Source organism: Mesorhizobium sp. NZP2234, assembly GCF_013170765.1.
Taxonomy (GTDB): Bacteria; Pseudomonadota; Alphaproteobacteria; order Rhizobiales; family Rhizobiaceae; genus Mesorhizobium; species Mesorhizobium loti_D.
Genome location: NZ_CP033364.1, coordinates 1,624,248 through 1,639,858 on the forward strand (window position 1 = coordinate 1,624,248; position 15,611 = coordinate 1,639,858).

Annotated in this window: 13 protein-coding genes; 6 read left to right on the forward strand and 7 right to left on the reverse strand. The window is 63.1% G+C overall.

Going from position 1 to position 15,611, the window contains the following annotated elements:
• Window positions 1-160: 160 nt before the first annotated feature.
• Window positions 161-1,579 (forward strand): aminotransferase, encoded by a 1,419-nt coding sequence (locus tag EB230_RS07980; RefSeq protein WP_056576534.1) that lies wholly within the window; start codon window positions 161-163, stop codon window positions 1,577-1,579.
• A gap of 74 nt (window positions 1,580-1,653) precedes the next feature.
• On the opposite strand, the gene EB230_RS07985 is transcribed toward EB230_RS07980, so the two are convergent.
• Window positions 1,654-2,685, reverse strand: a complete 1,032-nt coding sequence (locus tag EB230_RS07985; RefSeq protein WP_172371999.1) for an aldo/keto reductase — start codon at window positions 2,683-2,685, stop codon at window positions 1,654-1,656.
• Between the two features lie 116 nt (window positions 2,686-2,801).
• Between EB230_RS07985 and EB230_RS07990 the strand changes: the two genes are divergently transcribed.
• Window positions 2,802-3,419 carry a TetR/AcrR family transcriptional regulator gene (locus EB230_RS07990; protein WP_246738924.1) on the forward strand — a complete coding sequence of 206 codons (618 nt, stop codon included), beginning with the start codon at window positions 2,802-2,804 and terminating at the stop codon, window positions 3,417-3,419.
• 156 nt (window positions 3,420-3,575) lie between these two features.
• Here the strand turns inward: EB230_RS07990 and EB230_RS07995 are convergent, their stop codons facing one another.
• Window positions 3,576-4,778 (reverse strand): aromatic ring-hydroxylating dioxygenase subunit alpha, encoded by a 1,203-nt coding sequence (locus EB230_RS07995; protein ID WP_172372001.1) that lies wholly within the window; start codon window positions 4,776-4,778, stop codon window positions 3,576-3,578.
• 497 nt (window positions 4,779-5,275) lie between these two features.
• Between EB230_RS07995 and EB230_RS08000 the strand changes: the two genes are divergently transcribed.
• A complete protein-coding gene (locus tag EB230_RS08000; RefSeq protein ID WP_056575874.1) occupies window positions 5,276-5,686 on the forward strand; it encodes a hypothetical protein in 411 nt (136 codons plus the stop codon).
• 119 nt (window positions 5,687-5,805) lie between these two features.
• Here the strand turns inward: EB230_RS08000 and EB230_RS08005 are convergent, their stop codons facing one another.
• Together EB230_RS08005 and EB230_RS08010 are read right to left on the reverse strand one after the other, a co-directional pair.
• Window positions 5,806-7,893, reverse strand: a complete 2,088-nt coding sequence (locus tag EB230_RS08005) for an ATP-binding protein (RefSeq protein ID WP_172372002.1) — start codon at window positions 7,891-7,893, stop codon at window positions 5,806-5,808.
• A gap of 92 nt (window positions 7,894-7,985) precedes the next feature.
• Window positions 7,986-8,759, reverse strand: coding sequence for a response regulator transcription factor (locus EB230_RS08010; RefSeq protein ID WP_171883347.1), 774 nt, complete (start codon window positions 8,757-8,759; stop codon window positions 7,986-7,988).
• Window positions 8,760-8,804: 45 nt separating this feature from the next.
• On the opposite strand from EB230_RS08010, the gene EB230_RS08015 reads away from it, so the two are divergent.
• Window positions 8,805-9,506: a response regulator transcription factor gene (locus EB230_RS08015; protein ID WP_056575880.1), complete on the forward strand. Its 702-nt coding sequence runs from the start codon at window positions 8,805-8,807 to the stop codon at window positions 9,504-9,506.
• Between the two features lie 70 nt (window positions 9,507-9,576).
• Here EB230_RS08015 and EB230_RS08020 read toward each other — a convergent pair whose 3' ends face one another.
• Complete coding sequence (locus tag EB230_RS08020; protein WP_081295026.1) at window positions 9,577-9,744, reverse strand: hypothetical protein; 168 nt, start codon at window positions 9,742-9,744, stop codon at window positions 9,577-9,579.
• A gap of 201 nt (window positions 9,745-9,945) precedes the next feature.
• Between EB230_RS08020 and EB230_RS08025 the strand changes: the two genes are divergently transcribed.
• Together EB230_RS08025 and EB230_RS08030 are read left to right on the forward strand one after the other, a co-directional pair.
• Complete coding sequence (locus tag EB230_RS08025; RefSeq protein ID WP_056575882.1) at window positions 9,946-10,254, forward strand: hypothetical protein; 309 nt, start codon at window positions 9,946-9,948, stop codon at window positions 10,252-10,254.
• 221 nt (window positions 10,255-10,475) lie between these two features.
• On the forward strand, window positions 10,476-10,931 hold the full coding sequence (locus EB230_RS08030; protein ID WP_056575884.1) for a L,D-transpeptidase: 456 nt from the start codon (window positions 10,476-10,478) through the stop codon (window positions 10,929-10,931).
• A gap of 131 nt (window positions 10,932-11,062) precedes the next feature.
• Here the strand turns inward: EB230_RS08030 and EB230_RS08035 are convergent, their stop codons facing one another.
• Window positions 11,063-14,146, reverse strand: coding sequence for an efflux RND transporter permease subunit (locus EB230_RS08035; RefSeq protein WP_172372003.1), 3,084 nt, complete (start codon window positions 14,144-14,146; stop codon window positions 11,063-11,065).
• Window positions 14,143-15,477, reverse strand: coding sequence for an efflux RND transporter periplasmic adaptor subunit (locus tag EB230_RS08040; RefSeq protein ID WP_172372004.1), 1,335 nt, complete (start codon window positions 15,475-15,477; stop codon window positions 14,143-14,145). Before EB230_RS08040 ends, EB230_RS08035 begins: the two co-directional genes overlap by 4 nt.
• Window positions 15,478-15,611: the final 134 nt, after the last annotated feature.

Consider the following 15,611-nt stretch of genomic DNA (forward strand, 5'->3'; position numbering starts at 1 on the left):
TCTTTCATCATGCCCGTATCCGCGGATTGAAATCAAGCGCTATTTCTGCAATATTGATTGAACGGACATTCAAAATGAAGTGAAGAAAGCCCGGATTTTCGGCATTTGACGCTGGATTGCATGGCCGAGAAGAAATCGACGAGATGATGTGGAGGCGATCATGGCGGCTGCGAGAGATCTAAGGGCGACCGAGACCGCCGAGGCCGGCGGCGGCGATGCCATCGAACTGGCCAGGCGCCATCTCATCCAGCCCTGGCCTTATGCCGGTTCCGTCGGCGCGGAAGCACGTGCGCTGATCGGCGAGGGCGACGGCATCTACATCACCGACAGCACCGGCAAGCGGCTGATCGACGGGCCGGCCGGCATGTGGTGCGTCAATGTCGGCCACCGCCGCGAGGAGCTGGCCAAGGTGATGTACGACCAGGCGATGGCGCTGTCCTACAACACGCCCTGGTACACGATGAACGCGCCGTCGGCGGAGCTTGCCATGCGCATCGCCGGCCATGCGCCGGGCGATCTTAGCCATGTCTTCTACACGACCGGCGGCTCTTCGGCCGTGGAGACGGCACTGCGCTTCATGCAGTTCTATAACAATGTGCGCGGCCGCCCGGAAAAGAAGCTGATCCTGTCGCGCGGCGGCGCCTATCATGGCTCGACCTACCTGTCGGCCTCGCTCAACGGCCGCCCGCGCGACCGCGACTGGATGGATGGGGCCGACGAGCTTGTGATCAAGCTGTCCTCGCCCGATCCGTTCCGCCGTCCGCAAGGCATGAGCCTTGCCGCCTTCACCGATTTCCTCGTCGACCAGTTCCGCGACACGGTCGCCCGTCTCGGCGCCGACAGAATAGGCGCTTTCGTCGGCGAGCCGGTGCAGGCCTCCGGCGGCGTCGTCGTGCCGCCCGATGGCTATCTCGGGCGCATCCGCGAGATCTGCCGCGACAACGACATCCTCTATGTCTCCGACGAGGTAGTGACGGGCTTTGGCCGGCTTGGCCATGTCTTCGCCTCGGGCGACGTGTTCGGCATCGACCCCGACATGATCACCTTCGCCAAGGGCGTCACCTCGGGTTATTTTCCGCTCGGTGGCGTCATCATCTCGGAACGGCTGCTTGAAGAACTGCGCCGCTCGAACCATCCCGATGCGATGTTCGGCCATGGCCTGACCTACACCAGCCACCCGGTCGGTTGCGCCGTGGCGCTGAAGAACCTCGACCTGCTGGAAGAAAGCGTGCTTGCGCACACGCAGGCGGTCGCCCCCTATTTCCAGGCACAGCTGAAGACGCTGGAAGACCTGCCGTTGGTTGGCGAGGTGCGCGGCGTGGGACTGATGGGCTGCGTGGAATGCGTCGCCGACCGCGAAAGCAAGGACCCGCTGCAACTCGACAAGGATGTCGGCAAACGCATCGACGGCCATTGCCATGAGCTTGGCCTGCTGGTGCGTCCGCTGATCAACATGTGCGTGATGTCGCCGCCGCTGATCATCACGCGCGAGCAGATCGACGACATGGTCGGAATCCTGCGCGAAGGCATTTCACGCACGATGGATGACCTGCGTCGGGAAGGCGTGTGGCAGGGGTAAAGCTGTCCTTCTTCTCCCCGTCTCACGGGGAGAAGGTGCCTGTTGGGCAGGTGATCTCCTCCGACCTTGCGGATCTATGCAGCGGCGCGTTCGCCGGCAGGCCGGCGGCGCTGATCGGCTTGCAGGATCGCCGGCGGGTTGTAGTTGGCCTCATTCAGTCCGACATCGGTTCCCGGCGGGACGATCTGATCGATGCGATCCAGAATCTCGTCGCCGAGGCGAACCTCGGCGCCGGCGAGCAGATCGTCGAGATGCTGCATCGTGCGCGGTCCGAGAATGGCCGATGTCACGCCGCGATGAGCCATCACGAAAGCCATCGCCATGTGGGTGAGTGACAGTCCGGCTTCGTTCGCCAAGGGGATGAGTTGCTCGACCGCATCCAGGCTGCGCTCATCCGACATTTGCCTGGGCATGTATTTCACCCGCAGGCTGTCGGGCATCTTCTTCCCCTTGCGGTAACGCCCGGTGAGCATGCCTTTCGACAATGGACTCCAGACCATCGCTCCCATTCCATGTCGCTCGCAGGTGGGAAGCACGTCGCGCTCGATGCCGCGATCGAGGATCGAATATGGCGGCTGTTCCGTGCGGAAACGGGCTAGCCCGCGCCGCTCGGCGACCCATTGGGCCTCGACGATCTCGGAGGCCGGGAAGGTCGAGGATCCGATCGCCCGCACCTTGCCGGCGCGCATCAGATCGGTGAGCGCGGAAAGCGTTTCCTCGATGTCTGTGTCCGGCGCCGGCCGATGGATAAGGTAGAGATCGATATGGTCGGTTTGCAGGCGGCGCAGCGACGCCTCCACAGCCTGCATGATCCAGCGTCGTGAATTGCCCTGGCTGTTCGCGTCTTCCCCCATGGGCCCATTCACCTTGGTGGTCAGCACGATGTTGTCGCGACGGCCCTTCAGCGCCTTGCCGACGATCTCCTCCGACTCGCCGCGGCTATACCGGTCGGCGGTGTCGATGAAGTTGATGCCGTGATCCAGGGCTTTGTGGATTATGCGGATGCAATCGTCGTGGTCGGGATTGCCCAGTCCGCCGAACATCATCGCGCCCAGGCAGTAAGGGCTGACCTTGATGCCGGTTCGTCCCAGTGTGCGGTAGTGCATGACGTTCTCCTTGGTGCAGGGTTGTGGCCAGCACTGCCTTGCTGTGCTATTCAGCCTAAGCGGAACAGTATTCCGTTTTATACGGAACAATGTTCCGTTTTGCAAGCGGGTGTGTCGTGAACGACCAGACAGGCGATTCAGATAGTGGCCTGGAGCCTCCAGCCCGCGCCGACCGGCGCGTGCGCGCCGATGCTCGGCGCAATCTCGACACGCTGCTCCAGACGGCCCTGTCGGTGTTTGCTAGCTCCGGCGTGGATGCGCCGGTGCGCGAGATCGCGGAACGAGCAGGTGTCGGCATCGGCACCGTCTATCGGCACTTTCCGCAGCGTTCCGACCTGATCGCCGCCGTCTTCCGCCGCGAGATCGATGCCTGCGCGGACGCAGCTTCCGTCCTGTCGGCCGGGCATAAACCCTTCGACGCGCTGGCGAACTGGATGCAGCGATACGCGGCCTTCGTCGCGGCCAAGCGTGGGCTCGCCAAGGCCTTGCACTCGGGAGATCCGGTGTTCGACAGTCTGCCGGGTTACTTTGACCAGAGGCTGCGGCCTGCCCTGCGCACGCTTCTGAAGGCCGCGACCGACGCTGGTGAGATTCGCGCCGATGTCGATGCCGACGAGCTTCTGGGCGCGGTGGCGAGCCTGTGCATGTCGGCCCACAATGCCGGAAGCGGCCGCGCGGAGCGCATGGTCGCCCTGCTCGTCGACGGGCTGCGCCACGGCGCGAAGTCGTCGTAGCGGGCCAAACGGTCTGAAGCGCGCTAGGCCCGCGCGGGCTCCGGTTGCGCCCCACCTGGCGCAGTTCCGGGAAAGTATGAAACGGTTTTCCGTCCGCAATTGCTTGACAACAAATAGCCAGAGCGGTTCGCCGTTTCCGTGAAATAGTGAACTGATCTAGGATCGCGACCTGAGCGCGTCGTTCAGATTCCACATGTCCTTCTCCTCGGGCGCGGTCTCGAGGCCCAGCACCGGCAGCATCTTGCGCAGATGGTCGTGGTGGGTGCGCACACCGTATTCCAAGTCTGAGAGATAGAAGCCTTCGAAGGCCTCGGACAGCATGGATTCGTTCGACCACACGGACAGCTGCACATCTTCCGACATGGTGTCGCGGTCGATGCGGAAGGACAGGTATCTTGCGGCGGCCTGCTCGCGGCTTTCGTCGCGGTAACGGTAGATCGCGCCGCGCAGCAGGGTCTGCCCCGTCGACAACGGAAACTCCTGGTAGAACTGCACGGATTCCGGCATCACCGAAATGACCGCATTGGGGAAAATGCCGTAATAGACCCAGGCCTTCTTCAGATAGTCCGGCAGATGCGTCGGCTCGGGCGCGATCTTGACGTAGTTCCTGACGCTCCAGCGGCGGCCGGCATGCGGGTTGTAGGTGGCGAAGGACCGCGACACGCCATTGATGAAGGGCTCGTCGAAATAGGTCGCACCATAGAGATCCTGCAAGGCGGGATGCGCCATGGCGACGTGATAGCCCTCATTGTCGACATCGCGCACGGACTTCCAGTTGACCGGCGTCTTTTGGGTCCAGATGCCCCAGGACGGCACCATGTCGGCGGCATTGTAATGCGCGAATTCGGGCTCGATCGGCTTCATCAGCTCAGCGACCGAAGGCTGTGGGCCGCCATTGCGGAAGCAGATGAAAATGAAGCCCATCCAGATTTCGAGATCGAGCTGCATCAGGCCGAACTCGGTCTTGTCGAGATCGGGGAACGAGCGCGGGCGCGCGGCGCCGCGCAGCGTTCCGTCGAGATTGTAAACCCAGCCATGGAACGGGCACACCAGCGCGTTCTTGCAATTGCCCTGGCTGTCGGCGACGACGCGGCTGCCGCGATGGCGGCACATGTTGTTGAAGCCGCGCACGACGCCATCCTTGCCGCGCACGATAAGGGCGCGTTCGCCAACCACGTCCATGGTCAGGTAATCGCCGGCGTTCGGGATGTCGGAAACATGGCCGACGATCTGCCAGTGGTTGCGGAAAACATGCTCCTTCTCGAGCTCGAGAAGGGCATCGGAATGGTAACTCCAGCCCGGTAGTCCCCGCCGGTCCCAATCGTTGGGGATCGCCACGTCACGGAGGTGCGGGTTCATAAAACGTCTCTTCTTTTTGTTGAATAATCATTCAATAAAAGCATATTTCCCATTGAAATGCAATGGCTTGTGAAAATACGGCTGGTTCTGAGGCGGGATAGGAGCATCGCCTTCGGCCGAATTCGATACGGCTGCTGCCCAGGAAAATCGCGGAGAATCCGGGTGTTAGCCTCGGTTCCGAGACGCCGTCCCGGCACGATTTCCCGAGGCGCGGAAACCGAAAGGCAAGACGCATGGCCGGAAGCAGAAAGCGCTCTCCGCACCCCGGCCGATCTGCTGTTCGGCAGGCGCTTGGGGCCGGGATCGCGTGTGGGACTTGGGCTGAGGTTCGCTTGCCTCGGCCAAATGTGAGCCGAGCTGACCGATTTTGCCCGATTTTGCCCGAAACTTCTGTTTCAACCTGGTTACATTGCTAGATCGACACCACGTTCGTGCTGTTACAAAGCGCGAGTAAGTTCGTTTCATCGCCAAAAAGAAACGCAGCGAAGGGGAAGGCAATGCATGCGAAAGTCAAGATCATCAGCGGCGAGCACCGCTTCCAGGCTCCAGAGCGCGCTGACCGACGCCCGAAACTGGCGCTGCGCCAACGCGCCAGCGACCACCCGATGGCTATGTTCATGGGACTGGCTGCTTGCGCCTTCGTCGGCATGGCGCTTGCGCCGACAGTCGGGCCGGCCTTCGCTTCGTTGAACCCGCCAGCCAACATCGTCGACGGCGCGCCGACGACAATCAAGACCGCGCGCCTGCCAATGCCGACGCTCGATTTCGCCTGCAAGGGGCAGGCTTGGGGCGCCGAGAGCGTGGATTGCCTGCGCGCTATCGCCGAGCAGTCCGGCACGCACAAGGCCCGCGCGATCCGCATGATCGCCAATGCCGCACCGCTGACCAACACGCCAAACATTTTCTGATTTCCGTCGAAGCGTGACCCCGAAACCCGTTCCCATTCGGGATCATGCTCTGACCTCCCCGAGCGCTCCTCCAGCGCTCTCTTCGGCTCCCGCCGCTCAGTCGGCCGGGAGCCTCTTTTTTACCCTTTCAACGCCGCCTGCTCGGCAATCATTGAAAGCACGCTGCGCACGTCCAGCGTGCTGAACGGCTTTTCCAGGATCTGCGGCCGCTGCTGCGCCGGCAAGGCCTCGATTTCCGCCTTGGCGCCGATCAGATCGCCGGTGACCAGCACGAAACGTCGTGCGAGGTCAGGCCTCTCGGCGAGCAGTTCGCGGTAGATCGCAATGCCTGATGTGCCGGGCATGCGCAGGTCTGAAAAGACGATGTCCGGTGGCATGTGACCGCTCAAGGTGGCGGCGCCCGATACCCAGACAGGCGCGATCCGCGACTTGATGCCCATCAGTTCGAGAATGTCCGACAGCGAGCCGGCGACATCAGGTTCGTCGTCGATGATCAAGGCATGGCGCAGCCCGCTCGAGCGCGGCTGCGTCTCACCGGCGGCAGCGATGCCCGCCGAGATGGCCGGCAGATGGACGACGAAACGCGCGCCTCTGGGGAGAACCTCCTCGAACCAGACATTGCCATTGTGCCGTTCGATGATCGATTTCGAGATCGACAGGCCAATGCCGGTGCCCACACCAACGGGCTTGGTGGTGAAATAGGACTCGAAGATGCGGTTGCGGATCGCTTCGGGAATGCCGGGCCCGTTGTCCTCGACCGAAAAGCCGGGATTGCCGCGATCGGTGCGGAATGTCCGCACCTTGATCAGTCGGTCCCCGGCAATGCCGGCAAGCGCATGCTGGCTGTTGATCAAAAAGTTGGCGGCCACCTGCGTCACATGGTCGGCGTCCGCCATGGCCAGCAGCGGGCCGGGCGCGAAATCGGTGTCGATGATGATGCCGCTCGAGCGGGCGCCATAGGCTGTCACCTCGAGCGCGGCGCGGATCACCTCGTTGAGATCGGTCTCGGCCTGCGCCGCGGGATGCAGGCGCACCATGGAGAGGAAGCTCTTGACGATGCGGCCGCAGCGCTCGGCGGCGGCGCGGACCTTCTCGGCACGAACCTTGGTCTGCGGGTCGGTGGCGAATTCATGCAGCAGTGTCGATTGCGCGACCACCACCGCCAGCGGGTTGTTGAGCTCGTGCGAAACACCCGCGAGCAGCGAGCCCATCGCTGCCATCTTCTCGTTCTGGTGCAGTTTCTCGCGCTGCCGGTTGATCTCTTCCTCGGCCCGTAGCCTGTCGCGCAAATCGCGGATCGAGCCGAAGATCAGGCGGCGGTCGGCGACGCGCATCTCGGTCGCCGTCAGTTCGATTGGAAACACCTCGCCCGCGGCATTCTGCGTCACGGTCTCGAGCCGCTGGCCAACCATGGGCGCGCCGCGGCCCGACATGTAATCGGCGCCCGAGGAATAGCCCTTGCGGTAGTATACGGGCACGACGGTGTCGAGCAGGTCCTTGCCGAGGATGTCGCTGCGCCGGAAGCCGAACATCTTTTCGGCGGCAGGATTGAATTCGATGATCGATCCGGCCTCGTCGATGACGATGATGGCGTCGAGCGAGGCCTGCAGCATGGTTCGCCGGATGACTTCGCTGGCATGGGCGTCGGAAGGCGAATGTTCGATGGCATCGCCGATGGCGAGCGCGATGATATGCAGCGTCGCCTCTTCCTCGTCGGTCCACTCGCGCTCGCCGACGCAGTCATTGACGGCCAGCGTGCCCCACAGATGGCCATGCGCGAAGACCGACACCGACAGGAACGACTTGATGCTCTGCTTTTCGAAATCGGTTCTCAGGAAGCCTTCGAGGTTGCGCGTGTGCCCGGCGAAGATCTTGCCTTGCCGTTCGTCCTCGGCCACGCGCTCCAACAGCGGATCGGAGTTGACGATCGACTGCATGATGACGGTCGGCGAGGCCAGTTCTCCACCGAAGTCGGGGTCGATCCAGTAGGCGGACACCGACTGGGCAAAACCCTGGCCAGGCAGCTCACGCAAGCGGAACAGGATGCCGCGCTGGCATTCGATGGCCCGGCACAGCGTTTCCAATATCCCGTCCATTTCGCGCTGCCAGTCGCCGGCCTCGCGCAGCCGACGAACCACGCGCACGGCCGCCATCGCCGCGCCCTGCCTGAAACCCTGCGTATCCGTGCTTGTTGCTTCGCCCGTCATTGTCAGCCGTTATTCCAAGTCATTGCCAATTCGATCGACCCAAATTCGATCGGCGAGCAACGGCTGCGAGCCTGAACCCTGTGGGCTGGCGCTCAGTTGCCGTCGCCGGTCGGCAGCGAGAAGATATAGCCTTCGCCGCGTACCGTGCGCAGGAATTTCGGGTTGGCTGGGTCCATCTCGATCTTCTTCCTCAGGCGCATGATGCGGATGTCGACGGCGCGCGACGATTCCGGATCCTCGGTGAAGCCGATGGCCTCCGAGATCGCGGCGCGCGTCAGCAGCCGGTTGGCGCGGGTCAGGAAGACCTCCAGCACGTCGAATTCGCTCTTGGCCATGTCGATCACGGCACCATTGGCGCCGGTGACCAGCCTGCCGTCGAGATCGGCCTGGAACGGGCCGAAGGCTACCGAGCGGCGGTCCGTCTTCGCTTTCCTGTCGAGCAGCTCCGTCGGCTGCGGAACGCGGCGCAGCACACTGCGGACCCTGGCCAGCACTTCGCGCAATTCGTATGGCTTGACGATGTAGTCGTCGGCCCCGAGTTCCAGCCCCACGATGCGGTCGAGCGCGGTGCCGGCGGCGGTCGCGTAGATGATGCCGATCGGCATTTTCGAGCGCAGCCAACGGCCAAGCGACAGCCCGTCCTCGCCCGGCATGGCGATGTCGAGGATGGCCAGATGGAAGGGTTGCGTCTCGATCAGGCTGCGCGCGGCGGCCGCGGTTTCCGCGGTCGCCACGTCATAGCCGGCGGCGCCGAGATATTCGGCAACCGCATCCCTCAGGTCGGGCTCGTCCTCGACGATAACAATTCTTGCCCGCACGATGCACTCGCTCCCACTTTCAGTGGAAAGTAGATTGGGTATAAACATCATGTCCAGCACTCATATCCGGTTGCAAGGGGATGGTTGGAAAACATGGCCGCACGAGCCGTCATCGCGCTTGTTTCCGTCGCCGAGGTGGTCGCGACCGAACTTGCAGACCATCTCGAGCGGCGTGGCCATGACGTGCGCCAGGCGCGACAGCCCTGGGAGGCGGAGTCGCTGCTGGCAGGCAGGGGCATCGATGTCGTTGTCGTCGGTGACAGTCTCAGTCAGGCGGAAGGCCGGGATCTGCTCAGGCGTCATGGCGGCCAAGGCGAGGGCGGCGAGGATGGACCCGATTTCATCCTGATCTGCCGGCCTACCGATCTGGTCGACAAGGTGCTGGCGCTCGAACTCGGTGCGGCCGACGTTGTCGAAAGCCCGCTCAATGTCAGGGAACTCGCCGCCCGTGTCGGCGGCCTGCTTTCGCGGCGCGGCAGGGGCACCCAGGAACTGATCGTGCTGGAGAATGCGACAGTCGATTTGAGGTCGGCCATCGTCATGCACCGCTCCGGCACGGAGGAACAGCTTTCGCCCGGTCAGGTGGCGCTGCTCAGGCTGTTCCTGGCGAGCCCCCGCAAGGTGCTGACGCGTGACGACATCATCGCCGCGGCACCGGCCGAGAACGCCGACGCCTTCGATCGCTCCATCGATTCGCGCATCGTGCGGCTGCGTCGCAAGCTCGACACCGAGACCATCACCACCATACGCGGCGCCGGCTACCGGTTCGATCCGCCGCAGCAATTCGCGGACTGATGGCAGGGTGCCCGGAAGATATTTCTGGCTGAGCATCGGATTTTCCCCCTCGCACCGATGCTTCCGAAGCTCAGCGTACCACCAGCAGCGACGGCCCCGATGGCATGTCGTTGGTCATGACGAGTTCATTGGCCTGGGCGCGATCCCTCAGGAGCACGGAGGCGAGGGCGGCAAAGCCGAGCAGGCCCTGCGCGTAAAGCAATGCCGAAAGCACCGAGGCCGCGAATTTCGTTTTCATCGTTCCAACTCCCCAGAAATGCCAATTCGTCAAAAATCAATGTGTCGCGGGTCGCTTCAGGAAACTCCCGAAGTGCCCGCGCCGCCCACGGAGCCCCCCGTCGCGGCGCGGGCCTTCGGTCCTCTCGGCAGCAAGTTGCCGGAGGGGCCGCGCAATGCCAGCAACCGAAGGCCAACCCGCCAGAGGGCCTTGAGCCGGGCGATGCGCAGGCTGGAAACAATCCAGACCGTGGCTGAAAACAGGGCGGCGTGCAGGGTAGAGATCTCGTTCGAACTCATCGCCGCCAATCTCGCCACGGAACCGCCGGCAACTGTGCCGACACCGCCGATGACCGCCGCCGCGATGCCGATCCTGAAAAGCCAGGACCGTATGTTCGTTTTCGTTCCCATGGTCGTTGCCGTCTGCTTTCGTTACGTCAACTTTGCTTCCGGCCCGTATCCGGATCATGCCGCCAGACCCGACGTTTTGTTGCAGATTGGTTTCGAGATTGACTTCGTGCCTTTCATATAAGTCAATACGAACTTTCGTTTCGTGGGGAATACCCATGTGCCGCATCCCGCTCCGATCTGTGCGAGCAAATGCAGTCGCCCCCGACCTCTTGATTTGTTAACCGGAAGAAACAGATTCGAAACACAAACGAGCATTTCACGAAATCTGTCCGAAACATGGCGCAGCGATAAGCCGCTCATCGAATTGGAGCCGGCCGGACCGGCAGACAGAGAGGGGATATCATGCACACCACCATTTCCGCCAAGCTCATCAACATCACCGTCGCCGCGTTCACGGGGGCCGTGCTTCTGTTTGGCGCCGACGCAGCGCACGCCGCCAACAAGATTGTCGCGCGGGTCTCGCTTTCACAGCAGATCATGGAAGTCTCGGTCGATGGCCGGCCGACCTTCGCCTGGAAGGTTTCCACCGGCGACAGGGCGCATGTGACGCCGACGGGATCGTTCAAGCCGACGCGCATGCATGAGATGTGGTATTCGAAGAAGTACGACAACGCGCCGATGCCGCACTCGGTGTTCTTCAGCGGCGGTTACGCGGTGCATGCCACCTATGCGATCAAGCGCCTCGGCCAGCCGGCCTCGCATGGCTGCGTGCGGCTGCATCCCGACAATGCCGCCGATTTCTACCAGCTTGTCGAGACCTTCGGGCCGGCCAACACCAGCATCGTCATCGTCAAGTAGCAGGCTGTGAGCGGGCCGGCGGACCGCCGTGCCCGTTCAGGACTCCCGCGGGACCATTTCCCGCGGTTGAGCGCAGCCAAAAAAAGAGGCCGGGAAGTTCCCGGCCTCTTTTTTTGTTCTTCGGCTTTCCATCAATCCGGCAGCGCCGGCATCAATTTCGGATCCGGCTTTTCCGCGTGATGCGGCAAGTCCTTGCTGGCGATGAAGGTGTAGAACATGGGCACGACGAAGAGCGTGAACATGGTGCCGACCAGGATGCCGGTGAAGATGACCAGGCCCATCGAGTAGCGGGCCGCGGCACCAGCGCCGCTCGACGTGATCAGCGGCACAACGCCAAGCGCCATTGCCGCTGTCGTCATCAGGATCGGCCGCAGGCGCACCTTGGCCGAGGCGATGATGGCGTCGCGCCGCCGCATGCCATGGGCCTCGCGCTGCTGGTTGGCAAACTCGACCAGCAGGATGCCGTGCTTGGTGATCAGGCCGATCAGAGTGATCAGGCCGACCTGCGTGTAGATGTTGAGCGTGCCAAGGCCCAGATTGAGCGGCACGATCGCGCCGAAAATCGACAACGGCACCGCCATCATGATGATCAGCGGGTCGCGGAAGCTCTCAAACTGCGCCGCCAGCACCAGGTAGATGACGATGACTGCCGCTCCGAAGGCGATCAGGATCGTGTTGCCCTGTTCCTTCTCCTGCCGGGATTGGCCGGAATAGTCGATGAAGAAGGTATCGGGCAGGCTCTCCTTGGCAATGTCCTCGAGGACCTTCAAACCGTCGCCGGTGGTGACGCCGGGCAGCGGCAGCGCGGAGATCGTCGACGAATTCAGCTGGTTGAACTGCTCGATTGCCGCCGGTGAGGCATTGTTCGAAATCTTTACCACGGCCGACAGCGGCACCATCTCGCCCGTCACGCTGCGCACGAAATACTCGCCGAGCCTTTCGGGGTTGTCGCGGAATTCCTGCGGCACCTGAGGGATGATGTCGTAACTGTTGGAGTCGCGGTCGAACTGCGCCACCTCGGCGCCGCCGACCAGCAAAGTGAGCGTGCGACCGATGTCGGCGATCGGCAGGTTGAGCGCCGCCGCGCGGTCGCGGTCGATGGTCACCGTCACCTGCGGCGCGTCATAGGCCATCGAATTCTGCACGACGATGAAGCGGCCGGAGGCCTGCGCCTTGTTCTTGATCTGCTCGGCCGCCTCGTACACTTCGGCGGAATCGCCGGTCGAGCGTACCACCAGGGAGATGGGCAGGCCGCCGCCGGAGCCCGGCAGCGTCGGCGGGGCGAAGACGAAGGCCTGGACGCCCGCCACCTTGGCGATACGAGCGGTAATGTCGGCCTGCAGCTCCTTCGAATTGCGCTTGCGCTCGGCCCAATCCTTGAAAGCAAAACCGACGAAGGCGCTGTTCGTCGTACCGCCGAAGGCGACGGCCGAGAACTGCGCCCGTGTTTCCGGAATATCCCTCACCAGGCCGAGAATCTGGTTGACGTAGGTCTCGGTGTAATCGGATGTCGCATAACGCGGCGCGGTCACCAGGGAGAGCAGGAAGCCCTGATCCTCTTCCGGCGCCAGCTCGCTCGAAGTCTTGGTGAACATGAAGCCGGTCACACCGACAAGCGCCAGCACGATAAGCAGCGTCAGCGGGCGGTAGTTCAACGAACCAGTGACGGCTCGCTCATAGACGTGCTCCACCCGCGCGAACGTGCCGTCGACAATGCGCTGGAAACGGCCTGCGTTGCCGGGCTTCAGAAGGCGTGCCGACATCATCGGGGTGATTGTGATGGCGATGATGCCCGACAGCACCACCGAGCCGGCGAGCGTCACCGCGAACTCACGGAACAGCGCGCCGGTCAGGCCGCCCGTGAAGGCCAGCGGTGCGAACACGGCCGCCAGCGTCATGGTCATGGCGACGATGGCACTGGCGATTTCGCGCATGCCGTTGAAGGCGGCCTGCATCGGCGACATGTGGTCCTCTTCCATGTGGCGGTGGATGTTCTCCACCACCACGATGGCGTCGTCGACGACAAGGCCGATCGCCAGCACCATGGCCAGCAGCGACAGAAGATTGATCGAGTAGCCGACCGCGAACAAAAGGAAACAGACGCCGATCAGCGACAGCGGGATGGTGATGATCGGCATCATCACCGAACGGAAGGAGCCAAGGAACAAGAGGATGACGACGACGACGATGGCGACCGCCTCGGCGATGGTCTTGAACACTTCATCGATCGAGGCGCTGATCTGTCCGGTCGCGTCGTAGACGACTTCGATCGTCATGCCTTTCGGCAACGTCTCCTGGATCTGCGGTACGAGCTTGGTCAACGCGGCCGCGGTGGTCAGCGGATTGGCGGCCGGGGTCGGGAAGATGGCGAGGAAGGTGCCGGGCTTGCCGTTGAAGCTTACCCTTGTATCGGTGTTCGCGGCAGCGAGTTCGACGCGCGCCACGTCGCGCAGCCGCACCACATTGCCGTCGGTCGAGCGCAACGGCAGCGCGGCGAAGGCCTCCGGCGTCTGCAGCGTCGAGCGCACGGTGATCGACGAAACGACGTACTCGTTCTGGGTGTTGCCGGGCGCCGACAGGAAGTTCGAGTTGTTGATTGCCGCCAGCACTTCCGCCGCCGTCACGCCACGCGCCGCGAGCCTGACCGGATCGATCCAGACGCGCATCGAGTATTCCTGGGCGCCGAAGATCTGCACGTCGGCGACGCCTTCGACCGTCGACATGCGGGGCCTGATGACGCGTTCGATATATTCCGTCAGCTGCTCCTTCGTCATGTTCGGATTCTGCATCGAGATGTACATCATCGCGAACTGCTGGCCGGTGCCCTTGACGATGACCGGATCCTTGGAGGCGTCCGGCAAGGTGCCGCGCACGCCCTGGACCTTGGACAGCACTTCGGTGAGCGCGACGTCCGGGTTGGAGCCGAGCTTCATCTGCACCGTCACGGTGCTGGAGGACGGACGGCTGGACGAGGTGACGTAGTCGATGTTCTCGGTCGAGGCGACGGCGCGCGCGATCGGGGCTGAAATGAAGCCCTGGATCAGGTCGGCGCTGGCGCCCGGATAGGCTGTCGTGATCGTGATCGCGGTTTCGTCAACCTTCGGATACTGCCGGATCGACAGGTTGAAGATGCCCTGGAAACCGAGCAGCAGGATCATGCAGGCAAGAACCGTCGACAGGACGGGCCGGCGAATGAAGAGATCGGAAAAGCTCATTGGTCGTCGGCCTGCTTGTTCGCCGATTTGGTCGGGTCGATCGTGTTGTCGACGTTGACGGACATGCCGTTGAAGAGGCGGTTCTGACCCGCGGTGACGACCTCGTCGCCAGCCTTCAGCCCTTCGACGATCTCGACCATGCCTTGATTACGGCGGCCGGGCTTGACGAAGACCTGCGACAGGACAAGCGCGGGCTTGTCGCCTTCCGCCGCCGGTTTGGCGGGATCTGCGGCTGCCGGTTTGGTAGCATCGGAAGCGGCCTTGTCCGCTGGCTTGGCGGCATCGGCGGCAGGCTTCATGGCATCAGCCGCCGGTTTCATCGCGTTGGCCGGCTTGTCGGTGGCGGCCGCCACGGGCTTTTCCTCCGGCTTGGCGGTCTGGGCCGGGGCCGCGCCGGCGGGCTTCGCCTGCTGCACCACGAAGACGTAGTCGCCATAAAGGCTGGTGGTCAGCGCCGTTTGCGGCAGCGCCAGCACGTTCTGCTCCTCGGGCAATTCGACACGCACCTGCACGAACTGGCCGGGCGTAAGCTTGCCTTCCGGATTGGCGACCTCCGCCCTGATGTTCACCAGCCGGCTGGACGAGTCGATCTTGGGGTCGATGCCGCGAATGGCGCCTGCGAACGGCATGTCCGCGCCACTCAGGCCCAGCCGAACCGTCTGACCGATCTTGAGCAGCGGCAATTGCTGTTCGGGAACCGAGAAGTCGACCCGCATCGTGTCGAGATCCTGCAGCGTCACCACCGAGGTGCCGGGTGCGATGTACTGGCCCAAGTCGATCCTCGGAATGCCGACCGTGCCGCCGAAGGGCGCCGTCAGTTGCTTCTGATCGAGCACGGCCTGCAACCTGGTGACCTGGGATGCCGAAGCGGACGCCGCCGCTCGCGCGCTGTCCAGCGTCGAGTCGGAGCCGACGCCACGCCTGGTCAGTTCGATGGCACGGGTCAGCGATACCTGATCGAGCGCGGCCTGCGCCTTCTGTGCGTCGAGATCGGCGCGTTCGACGGCGTCGTCGAGTTGCAGCAGCACCGCGTTGGCCGCCACCTTCTCGTTGGCATGGAAGGGAATCTCCTTGACGATGCCGGCGGTCTCGACGGTCAGGTCGACACCGCGCACGGCGCGCACCGTACCGATCGCCTCGACGCCCGGCGTCCAGTTCGACGGTTTGGCGATGGTCGTGGAAACGGTCGCCGCCGGTGGCTTCATCGTGGCGAAATACTGCTTGATGCCGTTGTCGCGCAGGAAGTTGAAGCCGACGATACCGCCGACCACAATGACGAGCACGGCCAGGACGAGAATGATGAGAAAGATACGTAGTATGCGCTTGAACAAGGAAGTCCCCTCAGTCGAAATCCGGCGCGAAGCTCGGACATCGGGACACATATCGACTGCGGGTCCCGATTTCAAATAGTGGCGGCCTTACTGTACCGTCTGGACGGTCTTGTCAATTGGGCCTAAGCTTGCGA